Annotated in this window: 17 protein-coding genes; 9 read left to right on the top strand and 8 right to left on the bottom strand. The window is 55.8% G+C overall.

Translation table 11 applies throughout. From position 1 onward, the window contains the following. Positions 1 to 115 precede the first annotated feature (115 nt). Positions 116 to 640, top strand: a complete 525-nt coding sequence (locus tag JQ845_RS16920) for a DUF3617 domain-containing protein (protein ID WP_003438065.1) — start codon at positions 116 to 118, stop codon at positions 638 to 640. Here JQ845_RS16920 and JQ845_RS16915 read toward each other — a convergent pair. Both JQ845_RS16915 and folE2 read right to left on the bottom strand, forming a co-directional pair. Next, positions 637 to 1,197, bottom strand: coding sequence for a gamma carbonic anhydrase family protein (locus JQ845_RS16915; RefSeq protein ID WP_003438067.1), 561 nt, complete (start codon positions 1,195 to 1,197; stop codon positions 637 to 639). The genes JQ845_RS16920 and JQ845_RS16915 overlap by 4 nt on opposite strands. Further along, positions 1,197 to 2,090, bottom strand: a complete 894-nt coding sequence (folE2, locus tag JQ845_RS16910) for a GTP cyclohydrolase FolE2 (RefSeq protein WP_203009282.1) — start codon at positions 2,088 to 2,090, stop codon at positions 1,197 to 1,199. The genes JQ845_RS16915 and folE2 overlap by 1 nt, the downstream gene beginning before the upstream one ends. 145 nt (positions 2,091 to 2,235) lie before the next feature. Between folE2 and zigA the strand changes: the two genes are divergently transcribed. From zigA to JQ845_RS16895, 3 genes are read left to right on the top strand one after another with little or no spacing between them, the layout of a single operon-like run. After that, the gene (zigA, locus tag JQ845_RS16905) at positions 2,236 to 3,444 is read left to right on the top strand and encodes a zinc metallochaperone GTPase ZigA (protein WP_003438071.1); all 1,209 of its coding nucleotides are present in this window, start codon (positions 2,236 to 2,238) and stop codon (positions 3,442 to 3,444) included. Beyond that, positions 3,441 to 4,094: a DUF1826 domain-containing protein gene (locus tag JQ845_RS16900; protein ID WP_127196933.1), complete on the top strand. Its 654-nt coding sequence runs from the start codon at positions 3,441 to 3,443 to the stop codon at positions 4,092 to 4,094. Before zigA ends, JQ845_RS16900 begins: the two co-directional genes overlap by 4 nt. 40 nt (positions 4,095 to 4,134) lie before the next feature. Beyond that, the gene (locus tag JQ845_RS16895; protein WP_203009281.1) at positions 4,135 to 5,097 is read left to right on the top strand and encodes a CobW family GTP-binding protein; all 963 of its coding nucleotides are present in this window, start codon (positions 4,135 to 4,137) and stop codon (positions 5,095 to 5,097) included. A 265-nt stretch (positions 5,098 to 5,362) separates the two neighbouring features. Here JQ845_RS16895 and JQ845_RS16890 read toward each other — a convergent pair whose 3' ends face one another. Continuing rightward, complete coding sequence (locus tag JQ845_RS16890; protein WP_003438076.1) at positions 5,363 to 5,764, bottom strand: DUF3301 domain-containing protein; 402 nt, start codon at positions 5,762 to 5,764, stop codon at positions 5,363 to 5,365. A 113-nt stretch (positions 5,765 to 5,877) separates the two neighbouring features. Between JQ845_RS16890 and pdxY the strand changes: the two genes are divergently transcribed. Beyond that, a complete protein-coding gene (pdxY, locus tag JQ845_RS16885) occupies positions 5,878 to 6,750 on the top strand; it encodes a pyridoxal kinase PdxY (RefSeq protein WP_003438078.1) in 873 nt (290 codons plus the stop codon). 60 nt (positions 6,751 to 6,810) lie between these two features. On the opposite strand, the gene JQ845_RS16880 is transcribed toward pdxY, so the two are convergent. Next, a complete protein-coding gene (locus tag JQ845_RS16880) occupies positions 6,811 to 7,296 on the bottom strand; it encodes an acyl-CoA thioesterase (RefSeq protein ID WP_003438079.1) in 486 nt (161 codons plus the stop codon). A gap of 286 nt (positions 7,297 to 7,582) precedes the next feature. Here JQ845_RS16880 and JQ845_RS16875 point away from each other — a divergent pair, with 286 nt between their 5' ends. Next, complete coding sequence (locus JQ845_RS16875) at positions 7,583 to 9,343, top strand: cation:proton antiporter (protein ID WP_003438081.1); 1,761 nt, start codon at positions 7,583 to 7,585, stop codon at positions 9,341 to 9,343. Positions 9,344 to 9,459: 116 nt separating this feature from the next. Here JQ845_RS16875 and JQ845_RS16870 read toward each other — a convergent pair whose 3' ends face one another. The 3 genes from JQ845_RS16870 to uvrD form a co-directional block, all read right to left on the bottom strand. Beyond that, on the bottom strand, positions 9,460 to 9,867 hold the full coding sequence (locus tag JQ845_RS16870) for an SMI1/KNR4 family protein (RefSeq protein ID WP_003438083.1): 408 nt from the start codon (positions 9,865 to 9,867) through the stop codon (positions 9,460 to 9,462). Between the two features lie 134 nt (positions 9,868 to 10,001). Continuing rightward, complete coding sequence (locus JQ845_RS16865) at positions 10,002 to 10,847, bottom strand: Tim44 domain-containing protein (RefSeq protein WP_127196930.1); 846 nt, start codon at positions 10,845 to 10,847, stop codon at positions 10,002 to 10,004. A gap of 275 nt (positions 10,848 to 11,122) precedes the next feature. Then, a complete protein-coding gene (gene uvrD, locus JQ845_RS16860; protein ID WP_003438087.1) occupies positions 11,123 to 13,306 on the bottom strand; it encodes a DNA helicase II in 2,184 nt (727 codons plus the stop codon). A gap of 206 nt (positions 13,307 to 13,512) precedes the next feature. On the opposite strand from uvrD, the gene JQ845_RS16855 reads away from it, so the two are divergent. The 3 genes from JQ845_RS16855 (at position 13,513) to JQ845_RS16845 (ending at position 16,777) form a co-directional block, all read left to right on the top strand. Further along, the gene (locus tag JQ845_RS16855) at positions 13,513 to 15,387 is read left to right on the top strand and encodes a putative bifunctional diguanylate cyclase/phosphodiesterase (RefSeq protein ID WP_010657063.1); all 1,875 of its coding nucleotides are present in this window, start codon (positions 13,513 to 13,515) and stop codon (positions 15,385 to 15,387) included. 135 nt (positions 15,388 to 15,522) lie between these two features. Next, a complete protein-coding gene (gene hexR / locus JQ845_RS16850) occupies positions 15,523 to 16,389 on the top strand; it encodes a transcriptional regulator HexR (protein ID WP_003438091.1) in 867 nt (288 codons plus the stop codon). A 175-nt stretch (positions 16,390 to 16,564) separates the two neighbouring features. Continuing rightward, positions 16,565 to 16,777: a PA3496 family putative envelope integrity protein gene (locus tag JQ845_RS16845; protein ID WP_003438094.1), complete on the top strand. Its 213-nt coding sequence runs from the start codon at positions 16,565 to 16,567 to the stop codon at positions 16,775 to 16,777. On the opposite strand, the gene JQ845_RS16840 is transcribed toward JQ845_RS16845, so the two are convergent. Further along, the gene (locus JQ845_RS16840) at positions 16,734 to 17,681 is read right to left on the bottom strand and encodes a LysR family transcriptional regulator (RefSeq protein WP_003438097.1); all 948 of its coding nucleotides are present in this window, start codon (positions 17,679 to 17,681) and stop codon (positions 16,734 to 16,736) included. The genes JQ845_RS16845 and JQ845_RS16840 overlap by 44 nt on opposite strands. Positions 17,682 to 17,755 lie beyond the last annotated feature (74 nt).

Genomic DNA, 17,755 nt, shown 5'->3' with positions numbered 1-17,755 from the left:
CGACGTTGTAACTACTAACAGACCATGTTCTGTTATGAATGTCCCTATTTAGTTGCGCGTGCAACGCCCTTCAGTTTTTGACGTCTAATGCGGACAATTCCGTAGGAGTTTCTTGATGAATGTTCGTCTGCTTGGGTTATTTATGGCCTGTGGTTTGTCGATCCCCGTAGCTGCACAGGCCCAGATGCTGCAACCGGGTCTGTGGGAACTTACCTCCAGCAACATGCAGGTAGATGGTCAGCAACTGCCTGACTTGCAGGTAATGCTAGGCCAATTACAGAACATGCTGACCCCGGAACAAAAAGCCCAATTGGAGAATCAGGGACTGACCATGGGAGGCAAGGGGGTTCGGGTTTGTCTCACGCCCGATCAAGTTAAATCGGATGAGATTCCACTGACCGATCCCAAGTCAGGATGTAATCAGCAGATCACTGAGCGTAGTGGAAATAAATGGAAGTTCCGCTTTAGTTGCCCAAAAGCCCAGGGTGCCGGGATAGCAACTTTCGTCAGCGATCGTGAATTCACTACCCAGGTCAATGGCACCTTCAACGCGACGGGCATCCAGCAAAAAGGCAGCATGGATACCCGCGCGGTCTGGCTCGGACAGAACTGTGGAACAGTCAAACCACGGGCTGATTAAAATTCGTTTTGCAGCGCTTTATAGCCGCGCACCAGATCTACGTTGGTGCGCGCTACATCCTCTGAAAACTCCGAGGCACTGACACTGACGGGAGAAAACTGGCTCAGGTCAGTGTTGGGTCCGATACGTGTCGTTGACGGCACATAAAAATTATCCGGCAGGTCGCGGCCATCGACGACCGAGTTATGCCGGACCACGCAACCATCCCCCAGCTCGCAATTGAACAGCACACTGTTGAAACCGATGAACACCCGGTCGCCAACACGGCATGGCCCGTGGACGATGGAGCGGTGGGCAATCGAAGTGTATTCACCAATGGTCACTGCCGCCCCGGACTTTGAATGTATGACTACGCCATCCTGAATATTGGAATTGGCGCCAATGCTGATGGGCTGCATACCGCCGTCCTTGTCTACTTCGTCGGCGCGGATAACGGCATATGGCCCGACGAATACGTTCTCGCCAATCACCACCTTGCCGCAGATGATGGCGGTTCTGTCGACGTATGCGGACTCTGCAATTTGCGGTAAATCGCCGGACGGATTTTTGCGGATCATCAGACTCTCCAGTTCCAGCGGCTTTCAGCGACGGCATCATGGCTGTGCAGACTTTCGGCGTGAACCACTTTCAGCATGAAGCCTTTCACCCCGGGAGCTGTCTTCAGTGCCACATTCAAGCGCCGCGCGGCATCTTCACAAAACATTAAATTCTGCCCATTGGCCAGAGCGAAGGCTTGTTCATCTGCGCGCCTCACCGCAGTTTGTACCGCAGTCCCCAGCGCTCGTTCTGCCTCATCAATGATCATTTCGATCGGCAAAGACTGTAGCTCGGAGCTCAGGTTGAGCTGCAGGCAAGCGGTGCTTCTTTGGCTATGGGGTGTTGCGACTATGCCTTGTGAACTGCCAAGCCAGGTTAATACATCGGCGTGATGCAGCGGCTGGTTGGCAAAGTCACTGACGAATTGTTGCTGAATTAACTGCCGGGCCAATGCCGCCGAGCACGGGCAGGTGGATGAATAGGTCACCTCAATTTTTAGTTCCACGTGGAACATTCCGTTTTTCAGAGATGCATCGATGCTCACCGGGTAACTCTTCCAGCCGCTTAAAGGGCTGACCAGTGCCGGCCGCTTTAGCAGCAATTGGGTGTGAATTCTCAGGTAGGCACAGATCGATAAATCATCGTGACTGTCGAGAAATCGCTGCAAAATTATTTTCAAAAGTAGAGGGTTCAGCTCCTGCGACTCTAGAACTTCTAGCGCGAGATAAAGGCGCGACATGTGGATCCCGCGAGCTTCTCCATCATCCAGGCTAACGCCTGCATCGGCTGTTGCGGTGTGTCGCTGAGCGTTAATCAGCACGGGCAATGCGATCCCGCACATGCCGACCCATTCGAGGGGTAGAGATTGTCGGGCGTTTTGCGAGGCGATGTCCGGAAGGGTCAGGGCGTTCATTAGGGCTTCCATCGAGTGAATGGCGAAACGTTACAAGATAACAATTCTAATGCTTTGTATTGTTATAATGTATCATTATCGACGATCGGAAACGGTCGGCCTTAAAGCGGGCGCTTTGACCTGCTAACCCTGGTGAGGAACTCCCATGTCAAAACGTTTGCCGGTGACTGTGCTGTCCGGATTTCTCGGAGCAGGAAAAAGTACCCTACTCAATTACATTTTGCGCAATCGCGACAACTTGCGCGTGGCCGTCATCGTCAATGACATGAGCGAAATCAATATTGATGGTGGTGAGGTTCAGCGCGATGTGAGCCTCAATCGGGCCGAAGAAAAACTGGTCGAAATGAGCAATGGCTGCATCTGTTGCACCCTGCGTGAAGACCTTCTTGAAGAAGTCAGCAAGTTAGCCAAAGAGGGGCGGTTTGATTATTTATTGATCGAATCAACCGGTATTTCGGAACCCCTGCCGGTGGCAGAAACTTTCACTTTTCGCGACGATTCAGGCCAAAGCCTGGCCGATATCGCTCGCTTGGACACCATGGTCACTGTGGTCGATGGCCTGAATTTTTTGCAGGATTACCAGGACTCGGAGAGCCTGGCATCCCGTGGAGAGACCCTGGGTGAAGACGATGAACGCTCAATAACCGATCTGCTAATAGAACAAATTGAGTTCGCAGACGTTATCTTGATCAGCAAAAGTGATCTCATCAGTAGCGCCGACCGCCTGGAATTAATCGCCATTCTTGAGCGCCTGAATGCCCAGGCCGAAATAATTCCGATGGTGATGGGGGAAGTCCCTCTGAAAAAAATCCTCAATACCGGCCGTTTTGACTTCGAGCGGGCAGCCCAGGCACCGGGCTGGTTACAAGAGTTACGCGGCGCGCATGTGCCGGAAACTGCGGAATACGGCATCGCTTCCACGGCTTATCGCGCGCGCCGGCCGTTTCACCCCGAGCGTTTTTTTAATTTTATTGATCGGCCCTGGACCAACGGCAAACTGCTGCGTTCAAAGGGCTTTTTCTGGCTGGCCAGCAAGTACCAGGAAGCAGGCAGTTGGTCCCAGGCCGGGGGCCTGATGCGCTATGGATTCGCCGGACGCTGGTGGCGTTTCGTGCCCCGCGATCAATGGCCAGAAGATGCACAAACCAGGGCTGAAATCCTGCAAAAGTGGTTGCCGGACACCGCAGACTGCCGTCAGGAGCTGGTGTTTATCGGTCAGCACATAGACTTTTTGCTGCTGACGGCGGAACTCGATGCCTGTTTGCTCTCGGATGCAGAAATGAGCTTGGGGGTAGAGGTGTGGAAGCAGCTGAACGATCCGTTTGGGCAATGGCACGAAGAGGTGGCCGGATGATGCAAACGCTCGCTCAAATTGCCCGCCCGGCGGTCGGTGACGTGCGGGGAACAAGCCCGGATGTGATGGCGAAAATTCTTCAGGATGACGTCAATATGACCATTTGGCAGCGTCAGTTGCCGGTCCAGATCACCGATTTTTCAGCTTTGTTACTTTCGCTGGATGAGCCTCTGGCGGACGCATTGGTGCTTGAAATGGCCGATGAAAAGGCCCGGCCGAACCTCAGCGGCCTTGCTTCAAGGTTTAACGATCTGGAGGGCTATGAGAGCTTTATTGCCGACATTTCCTGGCTCGTCAGTGCCTATGCCTGTTTGTTGGGCGCAAAACGCATTGGGCTGCGTCTGAGGGCTCTGGATAAAGCGATGTGCCCAAGATTTCATGTGGATCACGTGCCTGTACGACTTATTACCACTTACGCGGGGATAGGCAGCCAGTGGTTGAAGGAGGGCGTGATGGAGCGCTGTCAGCTAGGACAACCCCAGACCGAACCACTGGACTGTTGGTTAATTGAGCAAATAAATACCGGCGAGGTGGCATTGCTCAAGGGCGAAAAATGGCAGGGCAATGAGGGGGCTGGCCTGATCCATCGTTCGCCGGCATTGGCTCCGGGAGAGCGGCGGCTGATTTTGACCCTCGATTGGCTGGCCTGAGGCATATTGTTTACTTCGATCAATACAGAAGCCGGCAAAAATGTTGCACAACATTCCCACCCACCTGATTGCCGGTCCCCTGGGGGCCGGCAAAACCAGTCTGCTCCAGCACCTGATGACGCAAAAGCCTGAACACGAACGCTGGGCTGTACTGGTCAATGAGTTCGGTCAAATTGGCCTGGACGCGGCTTTAATGAGCCAGCAGGACGGTGCTGTCGCCATTGCCGAAGTGGCGGGTGGCTGCGTGTGTTGCGTCAATGGCGCGCCGTTTCAGATCGGTTTGAGCCGTCTTTTACGCAAGGCTCGTCCCGATCGATTGTTTATTGAGCCTTCCGGTCTGGGGCATCCGGCCCAAATCATCAAGCAACTCAGCGAGGCTCCGTGGCTGGGGGTTTTGGCGTTGCAGCCCTGTGTCATGGTGCTGGATGCACAAGCACTGGCCCAGGGAAAACCCCTGCCTCAAACCCAGAAAACGGCCCTGGAAATCGCCGGTTTAGTGGTCATGAATAAATCTAATAGTGTGCAAAACGAGCAACGTGAGCGAATTGCATATGACCTGCCAAAGTGCCCGATTGTATGGACCGAACATGGCCGAATCCCTTTAAATACGCTGCCTGCAGCCAATATGAATGTTATTCATGCTGTGGATAACTCGTTGATTTATAAGGATATTAATCAAGTTGGCAGGGTGTTTTCCAGTCCCGATACCCCGGTTGTAATGACCCGGCTTGACCCTGAAGGGTGGAGTGCGGGGTGGTGCTGGCATCCGTCCCGGCAATTTGATCTGGGGCGGTTGCAGCAGTGGCTGGAAAGTCTGGATTGGCGTCGCGCCAAACTGGTTATCCATGGCTCTACGGGCTGGTTTTCAACAAATTCTGTGGATAACTGTGTTGCAGACTGGAAACCAAGTGAGTGGCGCAAGGATTCACGCATTGAACTGATTTTCGATCAGCCACAGGACGTGAATTCATTGCTGTTCGGGCTGAAAAACTGCATCGAGTAGTCTTTTGCCCAGGCATGGTTGCCTGTTTGGGTCGAAAACAGGGCGTTTCGGGCACATTTTGTGCTGGTAAAGTTGTCCTACAATCTGCGGCGCGAGCATGAATTATTCCCGGCTAAAATCCGGATCAAGCGTCTATTTCGGGGGTTCAGGGCTGTTTTTTGAAAAGTTATCCACAGGTATTTTGCCTGCGATGTCTTGAAGGTATTGGCTAACGGCAGGAGCAGTTTTCGGCAGCTCTTGCGGGCGCTTCGTCAGCCATCCGGGGTCAGTGACGGGTCTTGCTGTGGTCCTGGCGCCATTGGCTGAGTTCAATCACCTGGGCGCTGGGGATCTCGCTCGGTTCAGGTTCAGTTTTGAACGGGTAGGGCGGCAGTTCGATTTTTGCGCTATGGGCACCGAATTGCGTGATGGTCCCGGTGTGGCGTTGCTCGCCGGTTACCGTGAATTCAAAGTTATACACGCGCGCCAGGCGCTTGCGGCCGTTGGCATCGGCTACCAGACCGATTTTTTTAAGCGCGACGTTCTCATCCAGTAAATCGATATCAAGGTTTTTGCAGTGTTGTTTGACCCGCTCCAGCGCCCGTTCGCGCAGGCCGTGGTTGTGCCACAGCCAGGCAGCGCCAGTTGCCAGCAGCATCAGCACAAACATATTTCCAAGGGTCAGCATTAAGTGCGCTCCAACAGATTAGGTTCAGCTTAACTGCGTCTTCAGCCTGTCGTACAGGCTGCATTTAGCCGCATACTGCGTGGCTTGAATCCACCCGTAGTCTGGAATCCGGCATGAAACGTACACCTCATTTACTCGCCATCCAATCCCACGTGGTTTTCGGCCATGCCGGCAACAGCGCTGCTGTATTTCCCATGCAGCGCGTCGGGGTGAACGTATGGCCTTTGAACACGGTGCAGTTCTCCAATCACACCCAGTATGGTCAGTGGACGGGGGAAGTGCTGGCTCCTGAACAAATTCCTGCACTGGTCGAGGGTATTGCCGCAATCGGTGAGTTGGGCAATTGCGATGCGGTCCTGTCCGGCTATCTGGGCAGTGCCGCGCAAGGGAGGGCGATCCTCAGTGGTGTGGCGCGCATTAAAGCGGTTAACCCGAATGCGCTGTACCTCTGCGACCCGGTAATGGGGCACCCTGAAAAGGGCTGCATCGTGCCCGAGGAAGTCAGTAGCTTCCTGCTCGAAGAAGCTGCCGCGATGGCGGATTTTTTATGTCCGAACCAGTTGGAGCTCGACAGCTTCTGCGGTCGTCATCCGCAATCACTGCTCGACTGTCTGGCGATGGCGCGCAGTTTGCTGGCACGCGGCCCGAAGGCCGTGCTGGTCAAGCACTTGTCATATCCCGGCAAGCCGGCAGAGAGCTTCGAGATGCTGCTGGTGACCGCTGAGGGTAACTGGCACTTGCGCCGCCCGTTGCTGGCCTTCCCGCGTCAGCCTGTGGGGGTTGGCGACCTGACGTCCGGATTGTTCCTGGCGCGAGTGCTGCTGGGCGACAGCCTGGTGGCTGCGTTCGAGTTCACGGCAGCGGCAGTGCATGAGGTGTTGCTCGAAACCCAGGCGTGCACCAGCTATGAGCTGCAACTGGTCAGGGCCCAAGACCGCATAGCCCATCCGCGCGTGCGGTTTGAAGCTGTGCCGATCAATCTGTAGGCACATCACAGATAATTTGTGGGAGCTGGCAAGCCAGCCCCCACAGCGTTCTGTAGCGCGTTATACCCCTTCGTGTTTCAACTCTCTGTAGCGCTGTTCCAGCTCCTGACGGATCTGGCGACGTTGCTTGCCCTGGATAAAACGGCGCCTGTCTTCGCTGTTCACCGGTTGCAAAGGCGGTACGGCCGCGGGTTTGCGGTCGTCGTCCACGGCTACCATGGTGAAGAAACAGCTGTTGGTATGGCGCACTGAGCGTTCACGGATATTTTCGGTGACCACCTTGATCCCGACTTCCATCGAGGTGTTGCCGGTGTAGTTGACCGATGCGAGGAAGGTGACCAACTCGCCGACGTGGATCGGCTCGCGAAAAATCACCTGATCCACCGACAGGGTGACTACATAACGACCCGCATAGCGGCTGGCGCACGCGTAAGCGACTTCATCGAGGTACTTGAGCAGGGTTCCGCCGTGAACATTGCCAGAAAAGTTGGCCATATCCGGGGTCATCAGGACCGTCATCGACAGTTGGGCGTTTCCGGGTTCCATAGAAGCAGGCTCGCGGTAGTGTTGCAGCAGTGAAATGGGTATCTCTGTGGATACTTGTCGATTTTTGAAACAGTAAATAACGGGACGCTACGGTTTTGGCTGCCGTCACGCTTATGTCCATCTGTTTCCATATATTGCACTGCCTTTCAGCTCGAAGTCGCAGTGTTAACCTGCAAAAACCCGTCAATCGGGAAATTCCTACATTTAAAACGGTGATTTGCACAGCTTAAGTAGCTGCGTCTGTCGTCTTGTTGCCTGGTGATAATTAAACAAGGAGCGTCAAGCCATGCATGCCATCAGTTTTATTCAGGATTTGGCAGTCATCATGCTGGTTGCAGGCGTGGTGACCATCCTTTTCCACCGCTTCAAGCAGCCCGTAGTTCTGGGATACATCGTTGCAGGTTTTATTATCGGGCCGCACACCCCGCCATTTGGTTTGATCCACGACGAAGAGACGATCCGGATCCTTGCCGAACTGGGCGTGATTTTTTTGATGTTTTGCCTGGGGCTGGAATTTAGCCTGCGCAAACTGTTCAAGGTGGGGGCAACGGCTTTTATCGCAGCGTTTATGGAAATAACGCTGATGATCTGGATCGGTTACGAAATTGGTCGCTGGTTTGACTGGAACACCATGGACTCGCTGTTTCTGGGGGCCATTCTGGCCATTTCCTCGACCACCATCATCGTTAAGGCGCTTAACGACCTGAAGATGAAAAATGAGCGCTTCGCGCAGCTTATTTTTGGCGTACTGATCGTTGAGGATATTTTAGGTATCGGGATTATCGCGCTGCTTTCCAGTATTGCGGTCAGCGGCAGCGTCAGCCCCGAAGAGGTGTTTTCGACCGTAGGCAAACTGTCGTTGTTTATGATCGTGGCCCTGGTCATCGGGATTTTGTTGGTGCCGCGAGTGCTGGCCTATGTCGCCAGGTTTGAAAGTAATGAGATGTTGCTGATCACTGTGCTCGGGCTGTGTTTTGGCTTCTGCCTGCTGGTGGTCAAGCTGGAATACAGCATGGTACTCGGGGCCTTCCTGATCGGCGCGATCATGGCCGAATCTCGTCAGTTGCTAAAAATCGAGCGCTTGATCGAACCCGTGCGTGATTTGTTCAGCGCCATCTTTTTCGTCGCCATAGGGCTGATGCTCGACCCGGCGATTCTTTTGGAATACGCACTGCCGATCGTGGTGATTACCATCGCGGTGGTACTGGGCAAGATGCTTTCTTGCGGCTTGGGCGCGTTTATCGCAGGTAACGACGGACGGACGTCATTGCGGGTCGGGATGGGGCTGTCGCAGATTGGGGAATTCTCTTTCATCATCGCGGCGCTGGGGATGACATTGCAGGTCACCAGCAGCTTCTTGTACCCCGTAGCGGTCGCTGTGTCGGTGCTCACTACCCTGATGACGCCTTACCTGATTCGCGCCGCAGATCCGCTCTCGCACAAGCTGGCGCAGGTCATGCCGAATCGCCTGTCCCGGGTTTTTGGGCTGTATGGCGAATGGCTGCGCAGTATTCAGCCACAGGGAGAGGGTGCGTTACTGGCGGCCATGATCCGGAAAATACTGCTTCAGGTGGGGGTGAATCTGGCTTTGGTCATTGCCATTTTCTTTGCTGGCGGATATTTCGCTCCGCGAATCGGGCGCTATCTACAGGGCTGGATCCTGGAGCCAAGCTGGCAAAAAGGCATGATCTGGGGGGCGGCCTTATTGCTCTCGCTGCCGTTTTTGATCGCGGCCTATCGCAAGCTTAAAGCGCTGTCGATGTTGCTGGCGGAGATGGGCGTCAAGCCTGAAATGGCCGGGCGGCACACCCAGCGCCTGCGTCGGGTGATCTCTGAAGTGATCCCGATTTTATCGTTGCTGGTGATTTTTCTGCTGCTGTCAGCACTGTCGGCGAGCATCTTGCCGACCAATGAATTGCTGATGGTGATTGCGGTAGTGGCGGCGGGGGTTGCAGCAGTATTGTGGCGCTGGTTTATCCGGATTCATACGCGCATGCAGGTGGCGCTGCTGGAAACTCTGGATAATCACAAGGAGGGGGGGCACTAGACAGTCGGTCTCTGCAGGAGCGAGCTTGCCTCGCGGTGCTGGCGACGCACTGAATTCAGTGCGGATGCCTTCGCGAGCAAGCCTGCTCCTGCAAAATAACCCGGGGCGGACAGCTATCAGCTTTCCAGCCAGACGTCCCGCGCCCAGTGCCAGACGGATTCCCACGTCTCTTCGGTAACCAGTTCTTCTTCGCCGGACCACAGCACCACGGTGCCGTCTTCCTCAACGCAGTAGTAGTCGTCACCGTCCTGACAAATCGGGATCAGGCTGCGATCTACACCGGCATCCCAAGCGGTCGCGGCTACATCAGGCAGATAGGTGTGGGACTGAGGATCGGTTACGGTGACCGGCTCCAGGCTGCCATACACCACGTCACTGACAGTCAGCAAAAACTCTCTGAATACGAACGGGATATCGATGAACAGTTGTTCTTCGATTTCCACCAATTGGTCTTCGTCTGGCAGTTCCAGGGGCACTGGCACTGGCTCATTTTGTTCACGTAGTTGTTCGATGATCTCTTCCACGACCTCAATCCTCATGCTCTATGGCGCGGTTTATATGACGCGCTTTATACAGTAGCTCGTTATAAGTGCAATCGTGAAATGCAAAACCCCGGACAAGTCCGGGGTTTTGGTTACAGCGTGCAATGCCTGATGGATTAGCCGTTCTGGCGAATACCGGCAACCAGCCAAGGCTGGTTATCACCTTGCTGACGTTCCATGTTCCAGCTTTCGCTGAACGCTTCGCCCTGGTCAAAGCGCGAAGACTTCGACAGACCGCTGAAGGTCAGGGTCGCGATGGTTTTGTCAGCGCGATCATCCAGGCCGTCCAGTTGAACGGTCAGGTTGTCGATGTAGGTCGACTGGAAGCCGTCACCCAGATCCGCACGTTCACGCTTGAGGAAGTCGAGCATTTGCGGGGTTACGAACTCGGCAATCTTGTCCATTTCGTTGGCATCCCAGTGCTGTTGCAGGGATTGGAAATGGTTGCGCGCAGCTTCCAGGAAGTTCTGTTCGTTGAACCAGGCCGGAGCGTTGATCACCGGACGTGCTGCAGGTGCAGCCGAGCCGCCACCGAAGATCGAGGCTGCAGGCTTGGCATCGAACGCTTCGCGTTGCATTGGCGCGTGGCCAGCCGGGGCCATCATTTCAGACTGTTGCTTGCGGCGACGGGCGGCAATAAAGCGGAAGATCAGGAAGGCGATGACCGCCATGATCAGAATGTCAAAGAATTGCATGCCCTGGAAGCCGCCGCCCATGAACATGGAGGCCAGCAGGCCGCCAGCAGCGAGGCCGGCCAGAGGGCCGAGCCAGCGCGAAGCACCGCCGGCTTTGGCAGCTGCGCCCGCAGCAGCAGGGGCTGCGGCGGCTGGAGCGGCCTGACGCGTTTGATGGCTAGGGGCCGAACCAAAGCTCTTGCCGCCGCCGAAGCGTTTGGCGTTTGCGTCGAGACTCATCGTCAAACCGATGCACAGCGCCATGGCGATGCTAAGAAAACGTTTCATAAGGGGTTCCCATTTGTGGATGACACGCGCGCCATGTTGCACAGGTGAGGTATGGCTGGCTAGCGGTGAAGTGTTTCGGGCTTTTGCCTGTTTGGATGTAAGAGTTGGATTTTTTCAAAGCAGGAGAGCGGGAAATATCTTGTGGGAGTTGGCTTGCCAGCGATTACATGAACGCGGTGCATCAGGTGACCGCATTCGTTGTATCGCTGGCAATTCAGCTCCCGCAAGCGTCCAGGGCCAACCTATCTTATTCCTGAATAGCTGTAGGCCAGCTGTCAGACGGCTTCAAGTTTGGCGTAGCCCATCATCAGCCACTTGCTGCCCTCGGAGAAGTTCACCTGCACCCGCGCCTGTGCGCCTGCGCCCTCGAAGTTGAGGATGACACCTTCGCCGAACACCGCATGCTTGACCAACTGGCCGAGTTTGAATTCGGTTTCCGGGATCTCCGAACCACCGAACAGACTGCTGGCACTCTGCTTTTGACCGCCGCCGAAAGGACGACTGACACTGTTGGAAAGTCGAACTTCCTGAATCAGTCCTTTCGGCACCTCACGCACGAAACGTGAAACCTTGTTGTAGGTTTCGGCGCCGTACAGGCGTCGGGTTTCGGCATAGGTCATCACCAGGTTATGCATCGCCCGGGTGATGCCCACGTAGGCCAGACGACGCTCTTCTTCAAGGCGGCCGGGCTCCTCCAGGCTCATCTTGTGCGGGAACAGACCTTCTTCCATACCCACCAGGAAGACGTACGGGAACTCCAGGCCTTTGGCGCTGTGCAGCGTCATCAGCTGGATGCCGTCTTCGTGCTCTTCGGCCTGGGTGTCGCCCGCTTCCAGCGACGCGTGCCCGAGGAAGGCGGCCAATGGCGACAGTTCTTCATCTTCGTCATTGTTTTCGAAGTTGCGTGCCGCGCTCACCAGTTCCTCAAGGTTTTCTACCCGTGCCTGGCCTTTTTCGCCTTTTTCCGCCTGGTGGTAGGCAATCAGTCCGCTTTGCTCGATGACGGTCTGGGTCATCAGATGCAGCGGCATCTCCATGACTTTTGCCGAAAGATTTTCGATCAGCTCGATAAAGCCGGTGATGGCGCCAGAAGCGCGACCGGGCAAAGCCTTGTTGGCGATGAGCTGGCGCATGGCTTCCCACATCGACACATCGCTGTGGCGTGCGTGCTCACGAATGGCCTCGACGGTTTTTTCGCCAATGCCGCGAGCCGGGACGTTAATTACCCGCTCCAGCGCTGCATCATTGCCGCGGCCTTCAAGCAGGCGCATGTAGGCCATGGCGTTTTTAATTTCGGCGCGTTCGAAGAAGCGCTGACCGCCATAAATACGGTAGGGAATACGCTCGCGCAGCAACGCTTCCTCAAGCACCCGGGACTGGGCGTTGGAGCGGTACAGAATGGCGATATCGCTGTGGGAAAGACCGGTTTTCAGGGCGCTTTCGATGGTTTCGACTACATACCGTGCTTCGTCGTGCTCATTGAAGGCCGCGTACAAATTGATCGCTTCGCCTTCGCCGCCGTCGGTCCACAGTTCTTTGCCCATGCGCCCGGTGTTGTTGGCAATCAGGGCGTTGGCCGCTTTGAGGATGCCGGCACTGGAGCGATAGTTTTGTTCCAGACGAATGGTTTCGGCGTCCGGGAAGTCGGTTGAATACTGATAGATGTTTTCAATCTTGGCGCCGCGCCAGCCGTAAATCGACTGGTCGTCATCGCCCACCACCATCAAGCTGTCGCCGCCCTGGGCCAGGAGTCTGAGCCAGGCGTACTGAACGGCGTTGGTGTCCTGGAATTCGTCCACCAGAATGTGCCGGAAACGCTTCTGGTAATGCGCCAGCAGCCCCGGGTTGTCGCGCCACAGGTCGAGGGCGCGCAACAGCAGCTCGGAGAAGTCGATCACACCGGCGCGCTGGCACGCGGCTTCATAGGCTTCGTAAATATTGCGCATGGTGGCCAGGAACAAATCGCCGCTGGCCTGAATGTGTTTGGGGCGCAGGCCTTCATCTTTCTGGCCGTTGATAAACCATTGCGCCTGACGCACCGGCCAGCGCTGTTCATCGAGGCCCAGCTCGCGAATCACCCGTTTGACCAAGCGTTGCTGGTCATCGCTGTCGAGAATCTGGAAGGTCTGGCTCAGCCCGGCTTCTTGCCAGTGAGCACGCAACAGGCGGTGAGCCAGGCCGTGGAAGGTGCCTACCCACATGCCGGCCGGGTTGATACCCATCAACTGTTCGATGCGATGACGCATCTCGGCAGCGGCCTTGTTGGTGAACGTCACCGACAGTACGGAGTGGGGCGACGCGTTTTCGACCTGGATCAACCAGGCGATACGGTGCACCAGCACACGGGTTTTGCCGGAACCTGCGCCGGCCAGAACCAACTGACGCCCGACACTGGCCGTGACGGCCTGACGTTGGGCATCGTTGAGAGAATTTAATAATAGAGAGAGATCATCGCGCATCGGGCCATTCTAGGGGGAGCAGGCAAACCGGGCAAACCCCAATCCGTGTCGGGCATTGCTTTGCCGGTTGTGATGAAAAGCAGGGCCGGCAGTGAACGGAGTGTGCGGATGAATTCGTGCCGCTGTTTTCGTCTATTTGGTAGCAGGCGTTGCTTGTGTATGCTCGGGAAACTTTTTGGCTCATCCACTAATTAAGAATTTTGCCAATGATTCAGGGTTTTAGCTCGCTGGGTGGTGTTATTGGCATAGGGTCCGGTATTTTTCTGGCGCTGGTGGGTGTGCTCGGCTGGAAAATCAATCAGGACCGACACATACGTCGTCGGCATCACCAGAAGGTGTTTGAAGACCTGCAGCAAGCCAACGTCCTGAGTAAACAGCTCAACATCGAACTGGCGCGTGAAGTGGAGCAGCGGCGATTGGCCGCAACCGTGTTTGAAGCGGCCGGCGAAGGTATCGTGATTCTCGACCCGGCTTACAAAATGCTGGCGGTCAATCAGGCGTTTAGTCATATCAGTGGCTATGCGGTTGAAGAGCTGACCGGGCGCCGGGTCGATGAGCTGGCCTGCAGCCGCGATGCCTGTCGTCATTTTCCAGCCATTCAGGCCTTGCTTGGCCTGCATGACAGCTGGCAAGGGGAGTTGGTTGAAACCCGCAAAAACGGCGAACTCTATCCTCAGTGGCTGCAACTCAAAGTGGTGCGCGACGGGGCCGGGAGTGTCAGTCATATCGTGGCCTTTATCAGCGACCTTTCAGCGCGCCGCATTTCTGAGGTGCGGGTGCGCCACCTGACCCATTTTGATGAGCTCACCGGTCTGGCCAATCGCCTTTTATTCAAGGAGCGTCTGGAGGAGGCCAGCCAGCGGGTGCGTCAAGGCTCGCGCAACCTGGCGCTGCTGCACATCGATCTCGACCGTTTCAAGCTGCTCAACGACAGTCTTGGGCATGAACTGGCAGACCAGGTGCTGCAGCAAGTGGCAGAGCGCCTCACCAAGGCCTTGCCCGAGGCCGACACCATTGCGCGCCTGTCGGGCGATGAGTTTGCTGTCCTGTTCGATACCTATGCCAGCCTGACCAGCCTGGCGCGGGTGGCCACCCGCTTGTTGAGCAAACTCAGCCGCCCGTTGCTGATTGATGGCCATGAACTGGTGATCAGTGCGTCGATGGGGATCAGCCTGTTGCCCGACAGCGCCCGAGACATTGCGACCCTGGTCAATCAGGCAAGCCAGGCCATGCAGCAAGCCAAGCACGTGGGCGGCGGTACTTTTCAGTTTTTTAGTCACAGTCTGCAACACAGTACCCTTGAGCGTTTTCAGCTGGAAAACCAACTGCGTAAAGCCATCGCCGAAGGCCAGCTCAACGTTTTCTATCAACCCAAGCTGTGCCTGCGTACGGGACGTCTGCATGCGGCCGAAGCGTTGGTGCGTTGGGACCATCCCCAGTTGGGCAGCGTGCCACCGAGCGACTTTATTGCCCTGGCTGAAGAGACCGGCCTGATCGGTGCCATCGGCGAGTTTGTGCTGCGCGAAGCCTGTCGTCAGGCCTGTGAGTGGCAACGTGCGGGGCTGGCTGCGATACGGGTTTCGGTCAACCTTTCGGGGCATCAGTTGCGCCAGGGCAAGCTGGTCAGCCTGGTGCGTCAGGTGCTCGAAGAAACCGGGCTGGCGCCGCACTGCCTGGAGCTCGAATTGACTGAAAGCCAGCTGCTGGACAATGTTGAACACGTCATCACGACCTTCCAGTTGCTCCATGAGTTGGGGGTGAAGCTGGCGATCGATGACTTCGGCACCGGTTATTCATCCCTCAGCTACCTCAAGCGGTTTGCCGTGGATTACGTGAAGATCGATCAAGTATTCATTCGCGGTGTCGGACGCTGCAGCGAAGACGATGCCATTACCATTGCGATTATTGCCATGGCCCACAGCCTGGAGCTCAAGGTGGTGGCTGAAGGTGTTGAAGATGAGGTGCAACTTGGGTTTCTCAGGAGCCAGGGATGCGACGAGGTTCAGGGTTACTTGATCAGTCGTCCGGTAAACGCCACGGCTTTAGGCGATTTGCTGCGCACCGGTGTCGTTGTTATGTAGTGCCAAAAAGAGCTACATGGCGGGAAGTACTGGAGCAGGACGATGTATTGGTTGGGCAGAAAGCGATTTCTTGTAGTATAACTACAAGATTGCTACATCCCCGGCGCCCGCCGCTTACAGACCGAGTCCTGCCCTTTGAACCTGCTGCAACATATCGCCCAGTCACGCCACCTGTTACGTAAATCGGAACTCAAGGTCGCCGATCACGTGCTGCTTGATCCTGCGGCTGTAATGCACAGTTCCATGGCTGATCTGGCTCACAGCGTCGGCATCAGTGAGCCCACGATCGTGCGTTTTTGCCGCGCGATTGGCTGCTCCGGGTTTCAGGACCTGAAACTCAAGCTGGCCCAAAGCCTGGCCGCTGGCGCCAGCTTTGGTCAGTTCGCGATTCATGAAGACGACTCGGTTGCCGATTACAGCCTGAAAATTTTCGACACCACGCTGCACACCTTGATGGACGTGCGCGAAAAGCTCGACCCGGTAGCGTTGCAGCAAGCCGTGACGGCCATGTCCCAGGCCCAGCGGGTCGAGTTCTATGGTTTTGGTGCCTCTGGCGCTGTAGCGGCAGATGCCCAGCACAAGTTTTTCCGCCTGCTGCTGACCGCTGCTGCCTACTCTGACCCGCACATGCAGGCGATGTCGGCCGTAACCCTGAAGCCTACTGACGTGGCGATTTGCATCTCACAGTCCGGCCGCTCCAAAGACCTGCTGATCACTGCCAATCTGGTGCGCGAAAGTGGCGCCACCCTGATCACGTTGTGTCCAAGCCAAACGCCCCTGGCCGAGCTTTCGACCATCAACCTGGCGATCGATGTTCACGAAGACACCGAAATCTATACCCCGCTGACGTCGCGTATTGCCCACCTGGTGGTGATTGACGTGCTGGCGATGGGGGTTGCCATGGCCCGCGGTCCAAGCCTGGTCAACCACCTCAAAAGCGTTAAACGCAGCCTTCGCAGTCTGCGCCTGTCACCCAAGTCGCTGAAAAGCCACGACGACTAAGCGCCGCACAATTACTGCAGGAGCGAGCTTTTGATCTTTAAAAGATCGCGAGGCAAGCTCGCTCCTGCAGATAAGGCACTTTGTCAGCCTTCATTTTCCTGTCATCCCCCTTTCGCCAAGTCGTCATAAACAAAGTCCATCGTGAAACTCCCGTACACGCCTTGGGAGACTCGAAATGGCCCAGCCTTACGAAGAACGCAACAGCGCCGTCAAAACCCGTCGTCAGCAAGAAGACCAGCGGCGCATGGCCTTCCGTCGTGCGATTGAAGACCGTACGAATCAGCGTCAGTTGAGTATGGAAACTGCCGATTATCCCGACCTCAACTCGCTTAACTACTGGCAGGCTATTTCGGCAAGTGACCGTCGAAACGCTCAACCAGTGCGCTGATTTGCAGGCGTTCACTGCGAATAAAGTCCAGAAAAGCATGGGCCACCGGTGACAGGCGCTTGGCTTTGGCCTGCACCACGCACCAGCTGCGATACAGCGGCAACTCCTCGACCGGCAGCTCGCGCAGCAGTCCGGTCGCCAGCTCCAGGCTGACGGCGTGGCGCGTCAACAGCGCCACTCCCAGCCCGGCCACTGCGCATTCACGCTGGGATTCGTTCGATGCCACTTCCAGTGTGTGATTGAAGTGCACGCGCTTTTCCTTGAAATATTCTTCGCAGGCCATGCGCGTGCCCGATCCCTGCTCGCGCATCAGCAGGGTGTAAGGCTCCAGATCCTGTAAACGTAACGGGCCCAGAGCGCACAGCGGGTGATCCGCCGGGACCACGGCAACAATCGGATTATTCAAAAACGGTAAAAATTCCAGGCCCATGTCTTGCGGCACCATCGACATAATCACCAGGTCGTCGCGGTTATCCGACAGCCTGCGCACGGCCTGTGCGCGATTGACCACGGTGAGCTGCAAATTGACTTCCGGATGCTGGCGCTTGAATGCGGCAAACAGGTGCGGGACGAAATACTTGGCGCTCGATTCGACCGCCAGTTTCAGCTGCCCCTGCAGTGACCCCAGCATGTCGGAAAGCTGCATATCGAGATTTTCCAGGCGCCCGAAAATATCTCGACTGGCCAGCTGAAGCGCTTCAGCGGCCTCGGTCATGTACAGCTTTTTACCGACGTAATCGAATAAAGGCTGCCCGATCAGCTCTTCCAGCTGCCGAATTTGCAGACTGACGGCGGGTTGAGTGAGAGACATTTCTTCAGCTGCACGGCTGTAAGAGCGCAGATCGCAGACTTCGTTGAAAACTTGAAGTTGCCTAAAAGTGATACGCATCAATGACTTACGCATTTTTTGTAAGTTATCCGGCTGAGCAAGTCATTCAACTATAAGTCTTCGCTTATGCATCACCCAAGAAATATTGA

Origin of the sequence: Pseudomonas paraversuta, from assembly GCF_904063065.1 — a bacterium.
In the GTDB taxonomy this organism is placed as follows: Bacteria; Pseudomonadota; Gammaproteobacteria; order Pseudomonadales; family Pseudomonadaceae; genus Aquipseudomonas; species Aquipseudomonas paraversuta.
Note: the sequence above shows the minus strand (reverse complement) of the source record. Positions and strands in the feature narration are given on the sequence as shown.